Source organism: Brevundimonas sp. FV1ye29L, assembly GCF_058681095.1.
The window spans coordinates 792,521-813,698 of the sequence record NZ_CM178730.1; the positions used below are offsets into that span (position 1 = coordinate 792,521).

General features: G+C 64.1%; 14 protein-coding genes, 3 tRNA genes and 3 rRNA genes. 14 read left to right on the forward strand and 6 right to left on the reverse strand.

What is annotated here, in order from left to right; translation table 11 throughout:
- Positions 1–112: 112 nt before the first annotated feature.
- Positions 113–640, forward strand: coding sequence for a gamma carbonic anhydrase family protein (locus ACW17W_RS03945; protein ID WP_492079447.1), 528 nt, complete (start codon positions 113–115; stop codon positions 638–640).
- 21 nt (positions 641–661) lie between these two features.
- Here ACW17W_RS03945 and ACW17W_RS03950 read toward each other — a convergent pair whose 3' ends face one another.
- A complete protein-coding gene (locus ACW17W_RS03950; RefSeq protein WP_492079448.1) occupies positions 662–1,267 on the reverse strand; it encodes a PAS domain-containing protein in 606 nt (201 codons plus the stop codon).
- Between the two features lie 103 nt (positions 1,268–1,370).
- On the opposite strand from ACW17W_RS03950, the gene ACW17W_RS03955 reads away from it, so the two are divergent.
- Positions 1,371–2,453 carry a hypothetical protein gene (locus ACW17W_RS03955; RefSeq protein WP_492079449.1) on the forward strand — a complete coding sequence of 361 codons (1,083 nt, stop codon included), beginning with the start codon at positions 1,371–1,373 and terminating at the stop codon, positions 2,451–2,453.
- Positions 2,454–2,610: 157 nt separating this feature from the next.
- Here the strand turns inward: ACW17W_RS03955 and ACW17W_RS03960 are convergent, their stop codons facing one another.
- The 4 genes from ACW17W_RS03960 to hfaA all read right to left on the reverse strand — a co-directional run bounded on the left by ACW17W_RS03960 (position 2,611) and on the right by hfaA (position 8,322).
- Entirely contained in the window at positions 2,611–5,502 is a 2,892-nt protein-coding gene (locus ACW17W_RS03960) for a M16 family metallopeptidase (RefSeq protein ID WP_492079450.1), read from the reverse strand.
- A gap of 169 nt (positions 5,503–5,671) precedes the next feature.
- A complete protein-coding gene (gene hfaD, locus ACW17W_RS03965) occupies positions 5,672–6,925 on the reverse strand; it encodes a holdfast anchor protein HfaD (RefSeq protein ID WP_492079451.1) in 1,254 nt (417 codons plus the stop codon).
- Positions 6,852–7,853 carry a holdfast anchoring protein HfaB gene (gene hfaB / locus ACW17W_RS03970; protein ID WP_492080250.1) on the reverse strand — a complete coding sequence of 334 codons (1,002 nt, stop codon included), beginning with the start codon at positions 7,851–7,853 and terminating at the stop codon, positions 6,852–6,854. Before hfaB ends, hfaD begins: the two co-directional genes overlap by 74 nt.
- A 4-nt stretch (positions 7,854–7,857) precedes the next feature.
- Entirely contained in the window at positions 7,858–8,322 is a 465-nt protein-coding gene (hfaA, locus tag ACW17W_RS03975) for a holdfast anchoring protein HfaA (RefSeq protein ID WP_492079452.1), read from the reverse strand.
- A gap of 117 nt (positions 8,323–8,439) precedes the next feature.
- Here hfaA and ACW17W_RS03980 point away from each other — a divergent pair, with 117 nt between their 5' ends.
- The 12 genes from ACW17W_RS03980 to tdh all read left to right on the forward strand — a co-directional run bounded on the left by ACW17W_RS03980 (position 8,440) and on the right by tdh (position 20,082).
- Positions 8,440–9,114, forward strand: a complete 675-nt coding sequence (locus ACW17W_RS03980; protein WP_492079453.1) for a rhomboid family intramembrane serine protease — start codon at positions 8,440–8,442, stop codon at positions 9,112–9,114.
- 134 nt (positions 9,115–9,248) lie between these two features.
- Positions 9,249–9,674: a CBS domain-containing protein gene (locus ACW17W_RS03985; protein WP_492079454.1), complete on the forward strand. Its 426-nt coding sequence runs from the start codon at positions 9,249–9,251 to the stop codon at positions 9,672–9,674.
- Between the two features lie 823 nt (positions 9,675–10,497).
- A 16S ribosomal RNA gene (locus ACW17W_RS03990) occupies positions 10,498–11,958 on the forward strand.
- A 176-nt stretch (positions 11,959–12,134) separates the two neighbouring features.
- Positions 12,135–12,212: transfer RNA gene (locus ACW17W_RS03995), tRNA-Ile, on the forward strand.
- Positions 12,213–12,299: 87 nt separating this feature from the next.
- Positions 12,300–12,375, forward strand: a tRNA-Ala gene (locus ACW17W_RS04000).
- A 221-nt stretch (positions 12,376–12,596) separates the two neighbouring features.
- Positions 12,597–15,381 (forward strand): 23S ribosomal RNA (locus ACW17W_RS04005).
- A 73-nt stretch (positions 15,382–15,454) separates the two neighbouring features.
- Positions 15,455–15,569, forward strand: a 5S ribosomal RNA gene (gene rrf, locus ACW17W_RS04010).
- Together the 16S, 23S and 5S rRNA genes with 3 tRNA genes alongside form the textbook arrangement of a ribosomal RNA operon.
- A gap of 101 nt (positions 15,570–15,670) precedes the next feature.
- Positions 15,671–15,747: transfer RNA gene (locus ACW17W_RS04015), tRNA-Met, on the forward strand.
- 95 nt (positions 15,748–15,842) lie between these two features.
- A complete protein-coding gene (gene trhO, locus ACW17W_RS04020) occupies positions 15,843–16,826 on the forward strand; it encodes an oxygen-dependent tRNA uridine(34) hydroxylase TrhO (RefSeq protein ID WP_492079455.1) in 984 nt (327 codons plus the stop codon).
- Positions 16,827–16,860: 34 nt separating this feature from the next.
- Positions 16,861–17,727, forward strand: a complete 867-nt coding sequence (locus ACW17W_RS04025; protein WP_492079456.1) for a DUF4232 domain-containing protein — start codon at positions 16,861–16,863, stop codon at positions 17,725–17,727.
- 112 nt (positions 17,728–17,839) lie between these two features.
- Positions 17,840–19,033 carry a glycine C-acetyltransferase gene (locus tag ACW17W_RS04030; RefSeq protein WP_492079457.1) on the forward strand — a complete coding sequence of 398 codons (1,194 nt, stop codon included), beginning with the start codon at positions 17,840–17,842 and terminating at the stop codon, positions 19,031–19,033.
- A complete protein-coding gene (gene tdh / locus ACW17W_RS04035) occupies positions 19,030–20,082 on the forward strand; it encodes an L-threonine 3-dehydrogenase (RefSeq protein ID WP_492079458.1) in 1,053 nt (350 codons plus the stop codon). Before ACW17W_RS04030 ends, tdh begins: the two co-directional genes overlap by 4 nt.
- A 23-nt stretch (positions 20,083–20,105) precedes the next feature.
- Here the strand turns inward: tdh and ACW17W_RS04040 are convergent, their stop codons facing one another.
- Entirely contained in the window at positions 20,106–21,143 is a 1,038-nt protein-coding gene (locus ACW17W_RS04040) for a DNA topoisomerase IB (protein ID WP_492079459.1), read from the reverse strand.
- Between the last annotated feature and the right edge of the window lie 35 nt (positions 21,144–21,178).

Below are 21,178 nucleotides of genomic sequence, written 5' to 3' on the forward strand. Positions count from 1 at the left end.
CGGCAAGGGATTCGAGGCGCGAATTCAGCGGTCCCGAATCACTCAACCATCTGATGCTAACGTGGTTTAAGAAGGCTTAAAGGCCCATTCTTCAGCACGCGAAGGCGACCGGATGACTGTGTACTCCCTGCAAGGCGTGACGCCGCAGTTGCCGGCAGACGGCGACCACTGGATCGCGCCGAATGCCGTGGTTCTGGGCGACGTGGTGATGCACCCGGGATCAAGCGTCTGGTTCGGCGCCGTGGTGCGCGGGGACACCGACACCCTGACCATCGGCGAAAACTCCAACATCCAGGATCTGAGCGTCCTTCATGCCGACGCCGGCTCCCCGCTGGTCATCGGCCGGAACGTGACGGTCGGGCACAAGGCCATGCTGCATGGCTGCACCATCGGCGACAACAGCCTGATCGGCATCGGCGCGGTGATCCTGAACGGGGCGGTGATCGGCCGGAACTGTCTGATCGGCGCCAACGCCCTGATTCCCGAAGGGAAGGTGATTCCCGACGGATCGCTGGTCATGGGTCAGCCCGGGAAGGTCGTTCGGGCGCTGGAGCCGGGCCAGATCGCAGCGCTGGAGGCCAGCGCCGCCCACTATGTGCAGAACTGGAAGCGGTATGTGACCGGGCTGGTCGCTGTCTGAGAGCCAGGACGGGCGGGACCCTCAGGCGATCCGCCGCCCGTCAACGGCCGCGAGCGCGAGCGGCGGGCGGCCCGGAGCTCCGGCGGCTATCGAAAGGCGGGCGACCAGTTCGCCGACCGAATCGGCCTTGCGATCTCCGGCGTCGAGCGGCTGGTAGAGGCCGACGATCCGGTCCGCGACGCCCGATCCGTTCCGCATCGGGGTCAGAACGATCTCAAGGCCGCCCGCCATCAAAGGCGAACCAGCGGCCAGCACCACGGGACGCGCCTCACGGAACGCCTGGGCCACAGCGGCCGAAACCATCGGTCGACTGTCGGCGCGCCACAGCATCAGCCAATCCGAGCCCCCGAGGGGACGGCCGTGAAGCCGCTCGATCCAGCCTCCGGCCAGACGAACCCGGACCCGGCCGTGATCCAGCCGTTCGCCGCTCCACAACTGGGGGACCAGCACCCCCAGGGCCATCGGGTCGAATCCGGCGCGCGCCGGGATGCGCCCGGCGCCGGCGAGGCCGCTCCAGGCCTCGATCAGGGCCGATGTGCCGGAGTGGAACATGACGCCCCCTTTCGGAAGGGTCGCCGCAAGTCGCGCGCCGGACGCGATGGCCGGCAGGTTGAATCGGCCGTTCACCCTTTCAGCAACAGATTTTCAAGGGTTTTGCCCGAGGGTGCGGGATTGGAGCGGTCCGCATTCTGTCGGGACCGCCGATTTGAACGATTCGGGAGCCCGGCTCATGAAGGTGCGAACCAAGACCTGGTTGCCGGCGACGATCGGTCTGGCCGCCTTCTCCATGGGCGGCGCCGCCCTGGCGCAGTGCAACTCCGGCTGCGCCCCGCCGACCCCGCCGCCTTCCAGTTGCTGCAGCCCGCCGCCGGCGCCGCCTTCGCCGCCCGAACCGCCGTCCGCCTGCTGCCGTCCTCCTCCCGCTCCGGACTATCCCGGCGGCGGCTTCGGCGGCGGAAATTTCAATCTGAACGTCAATATCAACGGCAATTCCAACTCCAACTCCAACTCGAACCTCAATTCGAGCGAGACCCTCATCCGCGCGCGGGGCGCCGGCGACGTCTATGTCTCGGGGGGCGGGGGCGCCTATTTCAACGTCGACCAGCCCTATCCGACGGTCATCCAGGGGATGAATGTCGAGAGCGCGGCCATGGCGCAGGTCATCCAGGTGCCTGTGACCCTGTCGCGATGGATGGCCAGCCGGGTGGTGATCCAGGCGGTCTGTATCGACGATCGCAACATTCCGCACCCCGCCTCCCAGGTCCAGCCGGGCCGGGAGATCGCGGACGGCTATGAGGGCGAGATCTATCGCTGCATTGCGGGTTCGCGGTTGCAGGTCACCTATGCCGACTACCTGAATGACGTGGTCAACTTCGACCGCGGCCAGACCCTGTTGTGCGGCAAGGGCGAGAGCCTGTGGTACCGCCGCAGCCATGGCGGCGGCGCAGCCCAGGCGGCGGCCTATTCCACCGAACAATACAGCGCCATGTACGCCGAGGCCTATTCCGGCATGTACGCCCAGCAGGGCGGCATGACCGGCGGGGTCACCGTGCGGACCGAAGGCGGCGGACAGGTCGCGGGCGGCGGCATGGCCGTCGGCGGCGGTGAGATGATCTGCGCGGCCCAGAAGCCGGAGCGTGACTGCAATGAGCGGTCCCTGCTCCGTCGCTATGGCGCCGGGGTGAAGATCCTGACGCTGTGGCGTGAGGAATATTACACCGAATACCAGGAACAGGTCGTTCAGGCGGCGAGCGCGGTCTCGGTCAGCTCCAGCCTGACGCTGGACGGCGGCGTGGGCGGTCGGGTGTTCTGACCCACGGGTCTGCTGAAGGCCGGGTTTTCTGAACGAGGGGCGAACGTACCTGTTCAGCCCGGCGACAGGCCGGAACCCCTAGATTGGACGCCGTCGGTCATCGCCGGCGATCCTGAGGAACGACTGGCCCCGGAGCGAAAGCCCCGGGGCCTTTTTCTCAGTTGGAGGCTGTCGCGTCCGGCTGTTTGACCACCTCGGCCCGCCAGGCCCGGTCCGCACGCAGATATTCACGCGCGAGCCGTTGCAGATCGGCGGAGGTGACGGCTTCCAGGGTGGCGACGTGGTTGCGCGTCTGGTCCAGGGAGGCCGGATCTCTCTGGGCGTCCGAGAGCTGGCCCAGCCAGTAGCTGTTGTCGGCCATGTTCTTGCGCAGGGTCTCCACGGCCGGGCGACGGGCGCGGTTCAGCTCATCCTCGCTGACCGGCGTATCGCGCAGGTCTGCGGCGATCCGGTCCATGGCCTCGAAGAAGGCGCCCAGCTTGTCGGGCGCGGTCTCGGCCACCGCATAGATCGAGCCGTAGTTTTCGAAGACGTCCGAGGACGAGGCGCCCGCGCCCGGGGAATAGGCGATGCTGAGCTTTTCCCGGATCTCCTCGTTCAGGCGCAGTTGCAGGACGTCGGCCAGAACCGACAGCTGACGCGATTCTGTGCGATCGCCGATCTGATCCGTGGTCGGCCAGGCGATATAGGCCAGGGCCTGTTCAGCAGGGCCCGTGTGGAACAGCTTGACCGGTTCGGTCGTCGGGGCCGGGAAGCGACGCTGGTCGGAACCGGGCAGGGGGGCCGGCGCCTCGCCGCGAGCCGGCAGGGCGCCGAAGGTCGAGGCGACCGCGGCGATGGCGGCATCCACCTCCACATCGCCGACGATGGTGATGTCGATGGGGCCTGTGGCGCGCCCGGCAGTAACGCCGGCGCGGATTTCGTCGATCGTCATGGCCGACAACTGTTCCAGCGACGGCGTGGCGTCACGCATGTCGCCGCCCGCCAGCAGCACGCCGGAGTCGCGCTGGAACACGCCCGCCGGGGTAGCCGACATCTGGGCCAGGACCTGGGGGTAGATGCCCTTGATCTGTTCGAACGGCGCCGCGCGCAGGCCGGGATCGGTGAGGGACGCCGCCAGAAGCTGCATCTGCAGCTGCAAATCCTCCGGCTTGGTCGCGCCCGACAGGGTGAAGGCGTCAGCCCCCATGCCGGCGTTGAGGCTATAGGTCCGGCCGGACAGAACGCGGTTCAGCTCGTCGACCGTCAACTTGCCGAGGCCTCCGGGGCCCATCACGGCCGAGGCCAGACCCATGGCGGTGACGCGGTCCGTCGGCAGGCCCCGCTCGCCGATGCCCGTCTGGACATTGATCAGGATCTGTTCGTCGCGGAACGTCGTCGGCTTGATGTTCAGGCGCACGCCATTGGGGAAGCGGACAGTGGTCAGGCCCAGATCCTCGATCCGGGCCGTGGCGGACGGCGCGCCCACGGCGCCGAAGTCGGTGTAGGGCCAGGTCAGTTCGGACTCGGCCGCGCGGGCGGCCACCGGCGTGGCGCGCGAGGCGGTGAGGGCCTCGGTCACGGCGACCTCGCCCCCCTCGACCGGGACGGGACTGACAAACAGAACCAGCGGGCCCTGCCCCTCGAAGACCGTCGCCGCCTCGGCCTGGACGACGGCGGGCGTCAGGCCCTCGACCGTCCGGTTGAAGAGATCCAGATTCGTCTGGGGCGTGGTGAAGACCGTGTCGGCATTGACCGAGTTCAGCAGGGCGCTGGCCAGGGCGGGGGTCGAGCGGGTCGCGGCGGCGTTGACCGCGTTCTGAAGCGCGGTGCGGGTGTCGGTGATGGCGCGTTGCAGCTCGACATCGGTGATGCCGAACTGGACGAAGCGACGCTGCTCCCGCTCGGCGGCTTCCAGAGCCGGCTTCCACGCGCCGGGGTTGAAGGCGACCGACAGGACGCCGATGTCCAGACTGTCGAACAGCGACTGATAGCTGCCGCCGGCGCCGTTGAACGGCGGATTGTCGGCCCGGGCGATCTCGCCCAGGCGACGGTTCAGGATGGACAGACCCAGGCTGCGGCGAATGGAGGCCGCCCGCTCGGCGACCGTGTCGGGGTCGCGATCAGGCGCCTTGATCCAGTTGATCTGGATGGACGAGGTCGTGCCGGGCTCGACAAGGATTTTCGTCTCGGGCTGGCGCGGCGCGACGCTCCCCAGATCGGGTTCGGGGCCATCCGGGCCGCGGGGCGTCCAGGATTCGAAGTTCTGACGGACCTTGGCCTCCATGGCGTCGAGGTCGAAATCGCCGGCGATGATGAAGGTGGCCCGGGCCGGCCGGTAGTAGGACTCATAGAAGGAGACAAACCGGTCGCGGGGGGCTGTCCGGATGATGCTCACATCGCCGCCGGGGAGGCGGTTGGCCATGCGCTGGCCGGGCGCGAGCAGGGCAAGCTGGGCCTTGGCGACGCGCAGACCCGGGGTGTCGCGGGTGCGAAGCTCGCCCTCGATCACGCCGCGCTCGGCGTCGATGGCGGCCGGCGCCATCAGGGCGGCGGACATCATTTCACGCAGGATGTTCAGGCTGGGATCGACCGTCTCGTCCCGGGTGTTGGGCAGTTCCAGCATATAGACCGTCTGGTCCAGGCCGGTGGAGGCGTTGGTGTCGGCGCCGAAAGCCAGACCCAGCCGCTCCAGGATCCGCAGCATCTCGTTCTCGGGCACATTGGTCGTGCCGTTGAAGGCCATATGCTCCATGAAGTGGGCCAGACCCAGCTGGTTGTCCTCCTCCATCAACGATCCCGCATCGATGCGCAGACGGATCGAGGCGGCGCCCGGAGGGGTGGCGTTCTTCAGCAGGGCGTACCGCATGCCATTGGACAGTTGACCGAACCGGACGGCGGCGTCGGCTGGAATGTCGCTGGCCGCCTGGGCCCAGGGGGCGGAGGGCGCTGCATCCTGAACGGCGGCTGCGGCTACGGGCGCTTCGGCCCGGGCCATGGCCGGCAGGCCGGCGGCGGTGGTCAGGGCCAGGGCCGAGACGGCGACGAACAGACGACGATGCGACTTCATGCGGGGCTCCGGTCAGGCCCCGTCCAGGCCGCGTTCGGCCGACATGATCGGGGGCTGAGATGACGCGGCTGCGGGATCGCAGCCGACAACGACACTAGAGAGGCGCGGCGCGCGCCTCCAGCGAAATCGCGGGAACGGTGTTGCGGCAGGCTGTCGCCCGGGCCGGCGCCTAGTTCCCGGAGCCGGGCCGCGAGACGTAGAAGGTCGCGGCGTTGCCGACGGCGTTCGAACCCGTGATCACCGCCCGGCCCTGACCATAGACGGCGGTGTTGGCGGTGGCGGAGACCGCGCCATCGTTCACCTGACGGTTGGTGATCTCCATCGAGCCCTGGCACTGGGCGCAGGCGTATCCGGTCACCGTGTTGCCGACCGCCTCGGCCGAGACATAGGCGTCATAGCCGTTGGTTCCGGCGAAGCTGGCGCGCACCTCGACCCCGCCCGAGTTGATCTGGTCATTGTCGAGCTGGAGATACAGGTCGTTGTTGCCGACCGAGACGGCGTTGCCAGCCCCCTGGGCGGAACTGCGGGCGACGCCATAGTCATAGCTGGTCACAACCGAGGTCGACTGTACCCCCGAGAAGTTTTCCTGCTGCGTGCGGGCCACGACCGAGCCGCCGGCATTGGCGATGACGGCCTGGTTGGCGGTGGCGGCGGCGCGGCCGCTGAGATCCCAGGCATTGCCGGCATTGGCGCTGGTGTCGGCGACTATGACGCCGCCGGTCGACCGCTGGCCGACATAGAGGTCATGGCTGGAGGCGCCCGTGCCGTTCGAGGCGGTCGCATTGCCGATGGCCTGGCTCTGGAACACGGCTTCGGCCGGGATGTAGCGGGTCTCGGCCAGGTTCGAGGCGCGTACGGAGGCCTCGTTCAACTGGTGCACGGCGCCCGCGACATGGGTGTTCTGGCCGCCCAGGGCCATGACGTTGCCGTTGGCGGCCGCATTGACATAGGCGCCGTTCAGCAGGCGCACCGTGCCGCCGGTAATGCGGGTCGAGGCCTCGATCTCGCCGGGACCGACGCGCTGGTCCGAATCGATGACCATCTGGCCGCCATAGGCGCCGGCCGCCGTGTAGTTTCCATTGGCCTGGGTGGTGGCGTTGACCACGCCGCCGATCTCGCCGCCGCCCGGGGAGGGGGTGGTCACCGCACGAACGTCGCCGTTCATGTGCTGGATGTTGCGGAACGAGACGGAACCGCCCTCCACCACGCCGGACACGGTGTTTCCCGTGGCGGCATTGGACACCGTCACCTGATCAGAGGTCGTCTCGACGTTGAGCGTGACGCCCGAGATGACGTCGCCAAGTTGAAGCTGGTTGTTCAGGACGTTGGAGCCGTCCTGGGCCAGGGCTTCAGTAGCGGCTGCGCCGCACGTCGCGATCGCGACCAGAATTCCAGCGATTGGGTTCTGCGCGAGTCTGGCCATTGTTCTGATCCGTATTGGCGTAGGCGGGGTAGTAGCCGCCGGTCGGGCCGACGGGCCCCAGGGGGTCGCGAGCAGAGTCGAGGCAGATCTGGGGGCCGGGCGCGCCGTAGAGGTTGGCCATCATCTCAAGCGTCGCGCGTTCGATGAGCGCCCGCACCGCCAGCTGAACCGGCTCCATCCCGCCGGTGCCGGCCGAGATGTCGAAAACATTGCCGTCGAGGAAGTCGAAGACCCCGGCCGAGATTTCCTTGCCCACGACCTGCTTCTGGTAGGAAATGACGTCGACCACTTCCATGGTCGTCGTCTGGACCAGTCGCATGTCCAGGGCGATGTTCATGACGAACACCTTGCGTTGCAACAGGGTGGAGCCGCCACGGTCGCTGTTGATCTCGCCCTGGCCGATGTCGAAGCCGCCGGAGCGGATGTTGTAGTTGACCTCGGTGATGCCGCCGACAAGGTAGAAATCCGAGCCCGGCACCTGGCCGGCCAGGATGCGGCGATATCCGGGGTCCGCCGGATCCCCCGTCGCCTGATCGCCGATCAGCTTGTTGTTGGCGTAGCGGAGTTCCAACTCCGAAATCGAGGTGTCGTAGCGCTCCACCAGATGGGCGCCGGCCTTGGCGAGGGCCGAATAGGCCATGAGCGAGCCGCCCTGGGTCACCTGACGCCCGCCGTCGGCGGCGATCGTGCCGGTGTAGTCGCTGATCCGGCCCACCGCGATGCGGGGGGAGGGCAGGTTGTAGCGCCGGGCGTAGTCCGCCATGCAGTACAGGGCTGTGGAATAGGGCGTCGGATTGGCTGTGACCGGCGCATTGCCGATGGGCGTGGCGTACAGGCCGTTGGAGCCGGCGACGCCCGTGCCGCCGCAGCCGGCGAGCAGGGTCGAGACGGCCAGTGCCGCCGCCGCGCCGATGCGGCCCAGATGCATGGGTTTAATCATTGAGGTCCAGCGTCCCGTTCAGCACCGTGCCGGCGGTGATGTTTCCGTTGTTGGTCTGTCGCGAGTTGACGATGACGGTGTTGCGATTGCCCTGAACCACGACGTTCAGACTGTTGCCGATGGCGGTGGCGCCGCCGATGTTCGTGCCGTTGCCGCTGGTCGAGCCCGATCCCGAATAGGAGGAGGACACGCCGGAGGTGCGGCTGGAATAGCTTGAGGCCCCGGCCTGGATGACGCCGTCCACGATCAGGCGGTTGCCATTGGCGTCGCGCGTCGACCCGGTCTGGGACTGGGCGGTGGTGTAGCGCGAACCGCCATAGCCGGCCTGGAACTGGGCAAGGCCGGTCGAGCCGGCCGTCTGGGCCTGCGCCATGCCGGCGAAGGCCATCGCCGTCAGGCAGAATCCGGCCGGAACAGCGGCCTTGACGGCCTTCTGCATCCAATTCGCACACGTCATGGCGGTACTCCCAACCCAAACCCAAGTCACGGGTCGACAAGCAACCCGCGTGCCAAAATGGGAGATGGATATTAAGAACCGCTTGAGATTGTGGTTAGCGGTGCGCATTTGATCGCCATGAGCACCTCCGCGCCCGGCCCGCTTCAACCCCCGCGCGAACGGCTGATCAACGCCCCGCTGGCCCCCGTCCTGATCGCGGCCTCGATTCCGGTGCTGTATTTTCTGCAGACCCTGATGCCGGGTTTGGGGGAGGTCTGGGCCTTCCGGCCATTCATGCTGGTCGACGGAGGCTGGTGGCCGGAGATTCTGACGGCCGGGCTGCTGCACGGAAACTGGGGCCACGCCCTGCTCAATGCGGTCTTCATCCTGGCGGTCGGATCGCCGGTGGCGAGGCTGTTTCCCGGCCTCCGGGGCGGCATGGTGTTTTTCGCCTATTATATTGTGTGTCATGTCGTCGGGTTGCTGGGTCTTGGGCTGATGCAACTTCACAGCACGGTCGGGGTGGTGGGGGCGTCGGGCGCCGCCTTTGGCCTGCTGGGCGGCGCTGTGCGGCTGATGCGATCGCCGGGCAGGGTGAGGCCGTTGACCGATCGGCTGGTGGTGACGACCAGTCTGGCCCTGCTGACCATCAATCTGGTGACGGGTTTGCTGAACATCGCGCCGGGGGTGGTGGCGCCCGGCGACGGGTCGGTCGGCATCGCCTGGGAGGCGCATGCCTTCGGCTATCTGGCCGGCCTGCTGTTGATCGGTCCGCTGGCCCGGCGGTTTGGCGGCCACAAAGGTCGCGCCTGACCGGATCCCGGCGATCCCGGGGCACAGAGGATTTGCGCCCCGGGCCGGTCTGGGTGATCCTGTGGCTGCGGCGGTCGCGAACGGCCCACCAGAGGCCCGGCGTGGTCCGCTCCATTCTCAGGAGAGGAACACAGATGCTTGTATCCGAGATCATCCGGGGCAAGGGCGACGCGGTCTATACGATCAGCCCCGCCATCACCCTGACAGAGGCCTGCGCCGAGTTGCAAAGACACCGGGTCGGCGCACTGGTCGTATGTGACGGCGATCAGGTCGTCGGGATATTGTCGGAGCGTGATGTGGTGCGTGTCGTCGCCGATCGCGGCGCCGAAGGTCTCGACGCCCCGGTCTCCGAGCATATGACGGCCAGGGTGGTGTTCGCCCAGCTGAACGAGACGGCGGATATGCTGATGGAGCGGATGACAGATCGCCGGATCCGTCACCTGCCGGTGATGCGGGACGATCGTCTGGCCGGCGTCATCTCCATTGGGGATGTGGTCAAATGCCATATCCAGGAGGCCCGCCAGGAGGCCGAGAGCCTGCGAACCTATATTGCGGGCTGAAGGCCGCCATATCGTCCCTCACAGCGGTGAGATTTCAGGAGTCCGCGAGAATCTTCGCCGGTCACGAAAAAGCCGCTTGCGGACTCGGAAGCCGGTTCGTATATCGCCGCCTCGCTCGGAGACGGGCTGGCCGCCGGGCCCACGGGGACTGAAAAGTCACCGGGGCCCACCGGAAGAAGGAAGTCAAAAACTTCTTGCTTTCGTAACGCAGTCGACATAGTCTCCGCGCTCCAATCGAATCGCCTCGGTAACGAAACGGGGAGGGCTCCGGCTCCCTCGGGCGATTTTTTGCGGTCTTGAAAGCCTCGGTTTTCTCCTCTGCAAAATGGCTGAAAAGCCCGGTTGACACGGAGATCGGCCTTCTTTAGGAAGCCGCCTCCGCCGCCCTCCGGGGCGGACCTGAACACAGAGGTTCTTCTTTAAAAAGAACCACTTGACGCAGGAAAATGAGGCGCTAAACACCGCGCCTCACCCATCTCCGGATGGGGCCGCGGAAAAGAGGTTCTTCTGAAAAGAACCGCTTGACACGGAATACCGAGGCGACTACATCGCCGCCTCCGCCGACCACCGGCGCAAAACAGTGGGGTCCGGTTCTTCCGGTCCTGGTCTTTGAAATCGTTGATCTGGAAAGAGAAACGCAGGCGGCGGTGTCCTAGCGACAGTTCTTCGGAACTGTTTATCGACACTGACATCTGCGGTCTTTTTGAAAAGATACAACCATGTCGGTTGGCCCTCGGGTCGACCGAAGTGGTTCTCGTCAAGAATACGTAGAACTAATGCCAGACGGTCTTCGGACTGTCTAAGCTTAGGTCAGAAGTCAACTCAACCTGAGAGTTTGATCCTGGCTCAGAGCGAACGCTGGCGGCAGGCCTAACACATGCAAGTCGAACGAACTCTTCGGAGTTAGTGGCGGACGGGTGAGTAACACGTGGGAACGTGCCTTTTGGTTCGGAATAACTCAGGGAAACTTGTGCTAATACCGAATGTGCCCTTCGGGGGAAAGATTTATCGCCATTAGAGCGGCCCGCGTCTGATTAGCTAGTTGGTAGTGTAATGGACTACCAAGGCTACGATCAGTAGCTGGTCTGAGAGGATGATCAGCCACATTGGGACTGAGACACGGCCCAAACTCCTACGGGAGGCAGCAGTGGGGAATCTTGCGCAATGGGCGAAAGCCTGACGCAGCCATGCCGCGTGAATGATGAAGGTCTTAGGATTGTAAAATTCTTTCACCGGGGACGATAATGACGGTACCCGGAGAAGAAGCCCCGGCTAACTTCGTGCCAGCAGCCGCGGTAATACGAAGGGGGCTAGCGTTGCTCGGAATTACTGGGCGTAAAGGGAGCGTAGGCGGACATTTAAGTCAGGGGTGAAATCCCGGGGCTCAACCTCGGAATTGCCTTTGATACTGGGTGTCTTGAGTGTGAGAGAGGTATGTGGAACTCCGAGTGTAGAGGTGAAATTCGTAGATATTCGGAAGAACACCAGTGGCGAAGGCGACATACTGGCTCATTACTGACGCTGAGGCTCGAAAGCGTGGGGAGCAAACAGGATTAGATACCCTGGTAGTCCACGCCGTAAACGATGATTGCTAGTTGTCGGGATGTTTACATCTCGGTGACGCAGCTAACGCATTAAGCAATCCGCCTGGGGAGTACGGTCGCAAGATTAAAACTCAAAGGAATTGACGGGGGCCCGCACAAGCGGTGGAGCATGTGGTTTAATTCGAAGCAACGCGCAGAACCTTACCACCTTTTGACATGCCTGGACCGCCAGAGAGATCTGGCTTTCCCTTCGGGGACTAGGACACAGGTGCTGCATGGCTGTCGTCAGCTCGTGTCGTGAGATGTTGGGTTAAGTCCCGCAACGAGCGCAACCCTCGCCATTAGTTGCCATCATTTAGTTGGGAACTCTAATGGGACTGCCGGTGCTAAGCCGGAGGAAGGTGGGGATGACGTCAAGTCCTCATGGCCCTTACAGGGTGGGCTACACACGTGCTACAATGGCGACTACAGAGGGTTAATCCTTAAAAGTCGTCTCAGTTCGGATTGTCCTCTGCAACTCGAGGGCATGAAGTTGGAATCGCTAGTAATCGCGGATCAGCATGCCGCGGTGAATACGTTCCCGGGCCTTGTACACACCGCCCGTCACACCATGGGAGTTGGTTCTACCCGAAGGCGATGCGCTAACCGCAAGGAGGCAGTCGACCACGGTAGGGTCAGCGACTGGGGTGAAGTCGTAACAAGGTAGCCGTAGGGGAACCTGCGGCTGGATCACCTCCTTTCTAAGGATGTTCCTCCAGGCTGTCTCTCACGAGGCTGTCTATTGGAACTCCAATAAACTGCGGGGCGCCGCCGTCTCCGTTTCTCTTTCCTATTTCGCACATCGAGGCGTTCGGCATCTGGCCGGCGTGTTGATGTGTGCGATCGCGAGCCTGGTTTCAGGCTGTCGTGCGGCCATAGGCCCGTAGCTCAGCCTGGTTAGAGCGTACGCCTGATAAGCGTAAGGTCGGCAGTTCGAGTCTGCCCGGGCCTACCAGCCCTTACAGGCTGGCCAGCTCAGCTGGACTGCGCACGACGCGTAACCGACAGCTCTCCTGGGCTTCGCACTGTTCTCCTGTAGAACGGGGCCATAGCTCAGTTGGTAGAGCGCCTGCTTTGCAAGCAGGATGTCGTCGGTTCGAATCCGTCTGGCTCCACCAGGCGCCCACCATGTTGGGCCTCGTTGATCGCATCAAGAGATTGCCCCGGCTGCCTTGCAGCCGACGGCATTGATATTGTGAAGGAAGAATTGATCCGGCCTGTTCATAGGCTTTCAGGATCCGTTCGAGAGAAGACATTGTCTGACAAAAATCAGGCAGGGACCCGCCGGCATTTCTTTCCAGTCGGCTGGATCATCCCTGCATGAGTTTTGCTGAGAAACGATCAAACGTTGAAGGGCTTCTGACGGATGCCTTGGCGTAGAGAGGCGATGAAGGACGTGGCAAGCTGCGATAAGAACCGGGGAGGCGCTAGCACCCTTTGATCCGGTTATTTCCGAATGGGGAAACCCACCTTTACGGTCTTCCAACTTTGCTCTCCCTCGGGAGGGTACGGATTGGCGGATCGTTCAAAGGTATAATGACCTGAATACATAGGGTTCATTAAGCAAACCCGGGGAACTGAAACATCTCAGTACCCGGAGGAAAGGACATCAACCGAGACTCCCGTAGTAGTGGCGAGCGAACCGGGACCAGGCCAGTGCTCTTGTGATATAAAGCCGAACGATCTGGAAAGGTCGGCCATAGCGGGTGAAAGCCCCGTAGGCGTCAAATAGCAAGAGACTCGAGTAGGGCGGGACACGTGAAATCCTGTCTGAACATGGGGGGACCACCCTCCAAGCCTAAGTACTCCTCTACGACCGATAGTGAACAAGTACCGTGAGGGAAAGGTGAAAAGCACCCCGACAAGGGGAGTGAAACAGATCCTGAAATCGGAAGCCTACAAGCAGCCGGAGCCCCCAAGCGGGGTGACGGCGTACCTTTTGTATAATGGGTCAGCGACTTCATGTGTCGAGCAAGCTTAAGCCGTTAGGTGTAGGCGCAGCGAAAGCGAGTCTGAATAGGGCGCTAAGTTCGACGTATGACGACCCGAAACTAGGTGATCTATCCATGAGCAGGATGAAGGTTGGGTAACACCAACTGGAGGTCCGAACCCGTGAATGTTGAAAAATTCTGGGATGACTTGTGGATAGGGGTGAAAGGCCAATCAAACCTAGACATAGCTGGTTCTCCGCGAAATCTATTTAGGTAGAGCGTCCGACGAATTCCTTGGGGGGTAGAGCACTGGATGGTTGCGGGCTGCGCGAGCGGTACCAATACTAACCAAACTCCGAATACCCAAGAGAACTATCGGGCAGACACACGGCGGGTGCTAACGTCCGTCGTGAAAAGGGAAACAACCCTAACCATCATCTAAGGCCCCCAAGTACTGGCTAAGTGGGAAACGATGTGGGATTGCTTTGACAATCAGGAGGTTGGCTTAGAAGCAGCCATCCTTTAAAGAAAGCGTAACAGCTCACTGATCAAGCGATCCTGCGCGGAAAATGTAACGGGGCTCAAGCCAGTCGCCGAAGATATGGGTGTGCACTTTGTGCATGCGGTAGCGGAGCGTTCCGTAAGCCGGTGAAGGTCAGGCGTGAGCCTGGCTGGAGGTATCGGAAGTGAGAATGCTGACATGAGTAACGATAGGAGTGTGAGAGACACTCCCGCCGAAAGACCAAGGGTTCCTGCGTAAAGCTAATCTGCGCAGGGTTAGTCGGCCCCTAAGGCGAGGCTGAAAAGCGTAGTCGATGGGAAGCAGGTAAATATTCCTGCACCAGCTGGAAGTGACGGATGGCATAAGTCGTCGGGGCTTATTGGATTGCTCCCGGCGGTGGCGTTGTCCCTGGAAATAACTCCAGCAGAGACCGTACCCGAAACCGACACAGGTGGTCAGGTAGAGTATACCAAGGCGTTTGAGAGAACTATGCTGAAGGAACTCGGCAAATTGCACGCGTAACTTCGGAATAAGCGTGACTCTCCTTGGGCAACCAGGTGAGAGTGGCACAAGCCAGGGGGTAGCGACTGTTTAGCAAAAACACAGGGCTCTGCGAAGCAGCAATGCGACGTATAGGGTCTGACGCCTGCCCGGTGCCTGAAGGTTAAAGGGAGTTGTGAAAGCGACGAACTGAAGCCCAGGTAAACGGCGGCCGTAACTATAACGGTCCTAAGGTAGCGAAATTCCTTGTCGGGTAAGTTCCGACCTGCACGAATGGCGTAACGACTTCCCCACTGTCTCCAGCATAGGCTCAGTGAAATTGAATTCCCCGTGAAGATGCGGGGTTCCCGCGGTCAGACGGAAAGACCCTATGAACCTTTACTATAGCTTCGCCTTGGCGTTAGCGACCGTATGTGTAGGATAGGTGGGAGGCTATGAAACCGGGGCGCCAGCTCTGGTGGAGCCATCCTTGAAATACCACCCTTACTGTCGTTGACGTCTAACCGAGGGCCGTTATCCGGTCCCGGGACATGGCGTGGTGGGTAGTTTGACTGGGGCGGTCGCCTCCTAAAGTGTAACGGAGGCGCGCGATGGTGGGCTCAGACCGGTCGGAAATCGGTCGTCGAGTGCAATGGCATAAGCCCGCCTGACTGCGAGACTGACAAGTCGAGCAGAGACGAAAGTCGGCCATAGTGATCCGGTGGTCCCGCGTGGAAGGGCCATCGCTCAACGGATAAAAGGTACTCTAGGGATAACAGGCTGATTTTGCCCAAGAGTCCATATCGACGGCAAAGTTTGGCACCTCGATGTCGGCTCATCACATCCTGGGGCTGGAGCAGGTCCCAAGGGTTCGGCTGTTCGCCGATTAAAGTGGTACGTGAGCTGGGTTCAGAACGTCGTGAGACAGTTTGGTCCCTATCTGCCGTGGGTGTTCGAAGCTTGAGAGGATCTGTCCCTAGTACGAGAGGACCGGGATGGACATACCTCTGGTGGACCTGTCATGGCGCCAGCTGTGCAGCAGGGTAGCTAAGTATGGAATAGATAACCGCTGAAAGCATCTAAGCGGGAAACTAACCTCAAAACAAGGCTTCGCTGAGGATCGTGGAAGACTACCACGTTGATAGGCCAGGTGTGGAAGTGGGGCGACCCATGAAGCTTACTGGTACTAATAATCCGATCGGTTTGATCGTTTCTCAGCAAAACTCATTCGATTTTTCGAATACGACAATGTCTTCTCGCAAATCCCCCTATCCGCTTGGTTGACCTGGTGGCTATGTCGGAGGTTCCCCACCCGATCCCATTCCGAACTCGGTCGTTAAGCCCTCCAGAGCCAATGGTACTTCGTCTCAAGGCGCGGGAGAGTAGGTCGCCGCCGGGTCTACCAAGCGGATAGAGGGTTTTGCATTATCCAGGTTGTCCAGCCTTTGCGCGGACATCGCCTGGTTCTCTCGAACAGTCTTCCTTCACACTACCGTTTGCCGCGGGATGGAGCAGCCCGGTAGCTCGTCAGGCTCATAACCTGAAGGTCGCAGGTTCAAATCCTGCTCCCGCACCCAAGATCTGAAAACCCGCCTGACGCAAGTCGGCGGGTTTTTCGTCTGTCCGGGACCGCGCGTGCGGCAATCAGCCCTAGACCCGCTATAACCGGCCGATGACCGCAACGCCCGCATCCGCAAACCCCGACGGCCCCTTCCAGGTGGCGGCGCTTTACCGGTTCGCCCCGGTCGCGGAGCCAAGGGCCTGGCGCGACGCCCTTGAAGCCGTCGCCCGGGACGTCGATGTGCGCGGCACCCTTTTGATCGCCCACGAGGGAATAAACGGAACGATCGCGGGGTCCGACGCCGGCGTCGCCCGGGTGTTGACCGCCATCCGCTCCCGGCCCGGGTTCGCCGAACTGGAGGTCAAATACTCCCGCGCGGCCGAACCGCCGTTCCTCCGGCTGAAGGTCCGCGTCAAGGCCGAGATCGTGACCCTCGGCCGGCCCGACATCGACCCGGTCAATGACGTCGGCGCCTATGTGGCCGGTCAGGACTGGAACGCCCTGATCTCCGACCCCGGGACGCTCGTGATCGACACGCGCAATGGCTATGAGGGCGAGATCGGCGCCTTCGCCCACGCCGTCCAGCCCGACACCGCCAGCTTTCGGGACTTTCCCGCCTGGTTCGCAACCGAGGGGCGGGCGCTGATGGCCGAGCGCGGCGCCACGCGCGTCGCCATGTACTGCACCGGCGGCATTCGCTGCGAGAAGGCGACCGCCCTGCTGAAGGCCGAGGGCGTGCCGGATGTCTATCACCTGCAGGGCGGAATCCTGCGCTACCTCGAGACCGTGCCCGAGGCCGGGAGTCTGTGGGACGGCGAGTGTTTCGTCTTCGACGAGCGCGTCGCGGTCGGCCACGGTCTGAAGCCCGGCTCGCACAGCCTGTGTCGCGCCTGCCGCAGGCCGGTGAGTGAGGCGGGGCGACGGTCGCCGCGATTTGTCGAGGGCGTGGCCTGTGACCGCTGTGCGGATGAACGGACAGAGGACCGTCGCGCCGCCTATGCCGAGCGACAGCGCCAGGTGACGATCGCCGATCGCAAGGGCATCGCCCATATCGGCCAGGATGCCATGGATCGAATCCGGAAGCGGAGCCGTTAGCGCCGCCGTGCGTTTGAACTGGCAGGAGATCCAGATGCGCCAGACGATTCTCACGGCCCGGGTTTACGCCGCCCTCGCGACGACGGCCGCCGCCATGGTCACGGCCTGTTCAGCCGAGCCCGAGGCGGCTCCGGAGGCTCCCCCAGCCGGGCCCGTCGCGCAGGCGCCCGCCATGGCCGGCCCTCGGGTCGCCTATCTCTGTGACAGTGGTCGCAGCGTTGAGGTCGCCTACCCTGACGGCGCCACGGCCCGATTGACCTATGAAGGCAGGAGCCGGAGTCTGACCACGACCGCCTCTGCAAGCGGCGCCCGTTACGTCGGAGCCGGGCTGGAATGGCGCACGGCCACACAGGGCAGGGACGAAATCGCCACCCTGAGCCGACTGACCTCGGGCCCCGACGCCGTTGCCGTGCCTGTGGAACAGTGCCGTCGACCGGCGCCGGCGCCGGAGACGCCCCCGCCCTGTTCGAATGGTCAACTGGGGCTGACCGTCGTCGGGGGCGACGCCGGCATGGGCAATCGCGTGACGACCTTCGCCGTCCGCAACAATGGACCGGTGGCCTGCATGGTATCGGGCTATCCGGAGATCCGCCTGCTGGATTCGACGGGCGCGCCGCTGCCATCGGTCGCGGCCGAACAGAATCCGGGCAACTATTTCAACGCCAATTCCGCGCCTGTGCCGACGACTCTGGAGCCGGGAGGCGGCGCCTGGTTCGACATGGCCTGGAACGTCGTGCCGAACGAGGCCGGGGGCGAGACGGTTTGTCCGGATGCGGCCCGGGTCCAGGTCCGGATCGGGACCGGAGGGGCGCCTCTCGACATCGCCCAGGCGCTGGCTCCGTGCGGCGGGCGCGTGAGGATCGGCCCGCTCTATATCCCGAAGACGACGCCGGCGCGCTGAGGCTTCAGGCCGACGCCGGGCTCGCGGACAGCGTATCCCTGTTGCGGCGGGGTGGCGTGGCCGGCGGATTCGGCGTAACCCGACGCGCCTGAACCGCCACTCGCGAGGGCCCATGCCGACCGCTTTCCACGACCGCGTCAGCCGTGAACTGTCCGAAATCGACGCCCAGGGCCTGACCAAGCCGGAACGGGTCATCGCCTCGCGGCAGGGGCCGGTGATCGAGGTCGGCGGGCGCAAGGTCCTGAACTTCTGCGCCAACAACTACCTGGGTCTGGCGGGGGACCAGAGGATCGTCGATGCGGCCAATGCGGCGTCGGACCGGCGCGGCGGCGGGACAGCTTCTGTGCGGTTCATCTGCGGCACGCTGGATATTCACAAGGAGCTGGAGCGGTCGATCGCCGACTATCTGGGGTTTGAGGACGCCATCCTGTTCGCCGCCGCCTTCGACGCCAACGGCGGCCTGTTCGAGCCGCTGTTCGGGGAGGAGGACGCCATCGTCTCCGATAGTCTGAACCACGCCTCGATCATCGACGGGGTCCGGCTGTGCAAGGCGAAACGCTACCGCTTCGCCAACTCCGACATGGACGAGCTGGAGACGCGGCTGAAGGAGGCCCGGGCGGCGGGGGCGCGCGACATCATCATCGCCACCGACGGCGCCTTCTCGATGGACGGCTATATCGCCAGACTGGATGAAATCCGGGTGCTCGCCGACCGGTACGACGCCCTGATCATGGTCGACGACTGCCACGCCACGGGGTTCCTGGGACCACAGGGCAAGGGATCGTTCGCCCATCATGGGGTCAAGGTCGACTTCGTCACCGGCACCTTCGGCAAGGCGCTGGGCGGGGCGATGGGCGGGTTCATCTGCGCCACCTCGGCGGTGGTGCAGCTGCTGAAGCAGCGGGCGCGGCCCTATCTGTTTTCCAATGCCCTGGCGCCCTCGATCTGCGGGGCCTCGATGGAGGCCATCCGTATTGCGCAAGGCGAAGAGGGCGACGTGCTGCGCACCCGGCTTTCGGCCAATGCCCATCGCTATCGCATGGCCATGACGGATGCCGGGTTCGACCTGTTGCCCGGCGAACATCCGATCATTCCGGTCATGCTGGGCGATGCCAAACTGGCCCAGGATCTGGCGGCGCGGATGCTGGAGCTGGGCGTCTATGTGATCGGGTTTTCCTTCCCCGTCGTGCCGCGCGGCGCGGCGCGAATCCGGACGCAGATGTCGGCGGCCCACACCTTTGACCACATCGATCAGACGGTCGCCGCGTTCAAACAGGCGGGTAGAGAACTAGGAGTGATCGCATGACCGAGACCATGAAAGCCCTGGCGAAGACCGGACCCGTTCCCGGGCTGGAGCTGATCGACGCGCCGATCCCGGTCGCCGGCCCCGAGGACGTGCTGATCCGGGTCAAGCGGACGGCGGTGTGCGGCACCGATATCCACATCTGGAACTGGGACGAGTGGTCCCAGAAGAATGTGCCGACGCCGATGATCACGGGGCATGAATTCAGCGGCGAGATCGTTGCAGTGGGGTCCGACGTGGACCGGCCGCTGAAGATCGGCCAGCGGGTCTCGGCCGAGGGGCATGTGATCGACCTGAATTCCGAGGCGGCGCGGGCGGGACATTTCCATCTGGATCCGCACACGCGCGGCATCGGGGTGAACCGTCAGGGGGCCTTCGCCGAGTTCGTGGTGGCCCCGGCGTTCAACGTCATCGAACTGCCCGATGACGTGTCGGACGATGTCGCCTCGATCCTCGATCCGTTCGGCAATGCCGTGCATACGGCGCAGCAGTTCGACCTGCTGGGCGAGGACGTGCTGGTCACCGGCGCGGGCCCCATCGGCATGATGGCGGCGGCGGTGGCGCGTCACGCCGGCGCGCGGACCGTGGTGCTGACCGACATCAACGACTTCCGTCTGGAGCTGGCGCAGAAGGTGGCGCCCGGGGTGCGGACGGTGAACACCACGCGCGAGGACCTGAAGGACGTCATGCACGAGCTGGGCCTCAAGGTCGGGTTTGACGTGGCGCTGGAGATGTCGGGTTCGCCGATCGCCTTCAAACAGTGCGTCGACACCCTGATCATGGGCGGCGGCATGGCCATGCTGGGCATTCCGTCCAGGCCGATGGAGACCGACTGGGGCGCCATCATCCTGAAGGCCCTGACCATCAAGGGCGTCTATGGGCGCGAGATGTTCACGACCTGGAGGAAGATGCTGGGCCTGCTGAAGGCCGGGCTGGACCTGGAGCCGCTGATCACCCACCGCATGGGCTATGAGCGGTTCGCCGAGGGCTTTGAGGCCATGAAGGCGGGTCAGTCCGGCAAGGTGGTGCTGAACTGGGACAAGGCGGCCTGAAGGGGGGCTGAGGTCGCCGGGTCCTAGGCGTCTGCCGCAAGCGACCGGATCAGGGCGATCTCGAATCCTTTTGTCGTAGAGCCCGGCAAGGCGCCGAGGCGACCATCCGCGTACATCTCCAGCACGCGCGGATGGACGTAGGAGGCGCGGCAGACCGTGGGCGTGTTGCCGAGCAATCCCGCCACCGCCCGGATGCACAGATTGACCTCGCGTTTCGCCGCCGTTTGCGAGTCGGGCAGGCCTGCATCCTTCAGGGCGCGCGCGGTCGAGACGGTGGCGGCCCAGGTGCGGAAGTCCTTGGCCGAGAAGGTCTCGCTCATGGCCTCGCGGATATAGGCGTTCACATCATCGGAGGTGACGGGGCAGAGGTCGCCGTCGGCGTCGCGATACTTGAACAACTGCTGACCGGGCAGGTCGCGCAACGATCGGACGACAGCGGCCAGACGCCGGTCCTTGACGGTCACCTCATGATCCTTGCCGCTCTTGCCCCGGAAGGCGAAGCGCAAGGCCGCGCCGTCCATGTCGAGGTGGCGCTTGTTCAGGGTGGTGAGGCCGTAGGAGCGGTTCTGGCGGGCGTATTCGATGTTGCCGACGCGGATCAGGGTCAACTCCAGCAGGCGCACCACGGTGGCGAGCACCTTTTCGCGGGTCGCGCCGCGTCGGTTCAGATCGGCCTCGACGCGGGCGTGGAGTTTCGGCAGGGCGCGGGCGAAGGCGGGCAGGCGGTCGAACTTGGACTCGGCCGCATGGCGGCTCCAGTCGGCATGATACCGGTATTGCTTTCGCCCGCGCAGGTCGCGGCCGGTGGCCTGGATGTGGCCGCGCATCAGAGGGCAGATCCAGACGTCGGTCCAGGCCGGGGGAATGGCGAGCGTCCGGATGCGGTCGAGGCTCTTCGCATCCTTCACTGCGGCGCCTTTGGCGTCGATGTAGCGGAACCCCCTGCCGGCGGGCCGACGCGAGATGCCGGGGCCCTCGTCGTTGCACCAGCGGAGCCCTTCAGGGGCCTCGGGCAGGGAGGCGGCGAGATCGGAGGCGATGCGTGCGGACCCGTCGGGCATCAGACCCGCCCCCGGTTCGGCGAGACGAGGGTGGC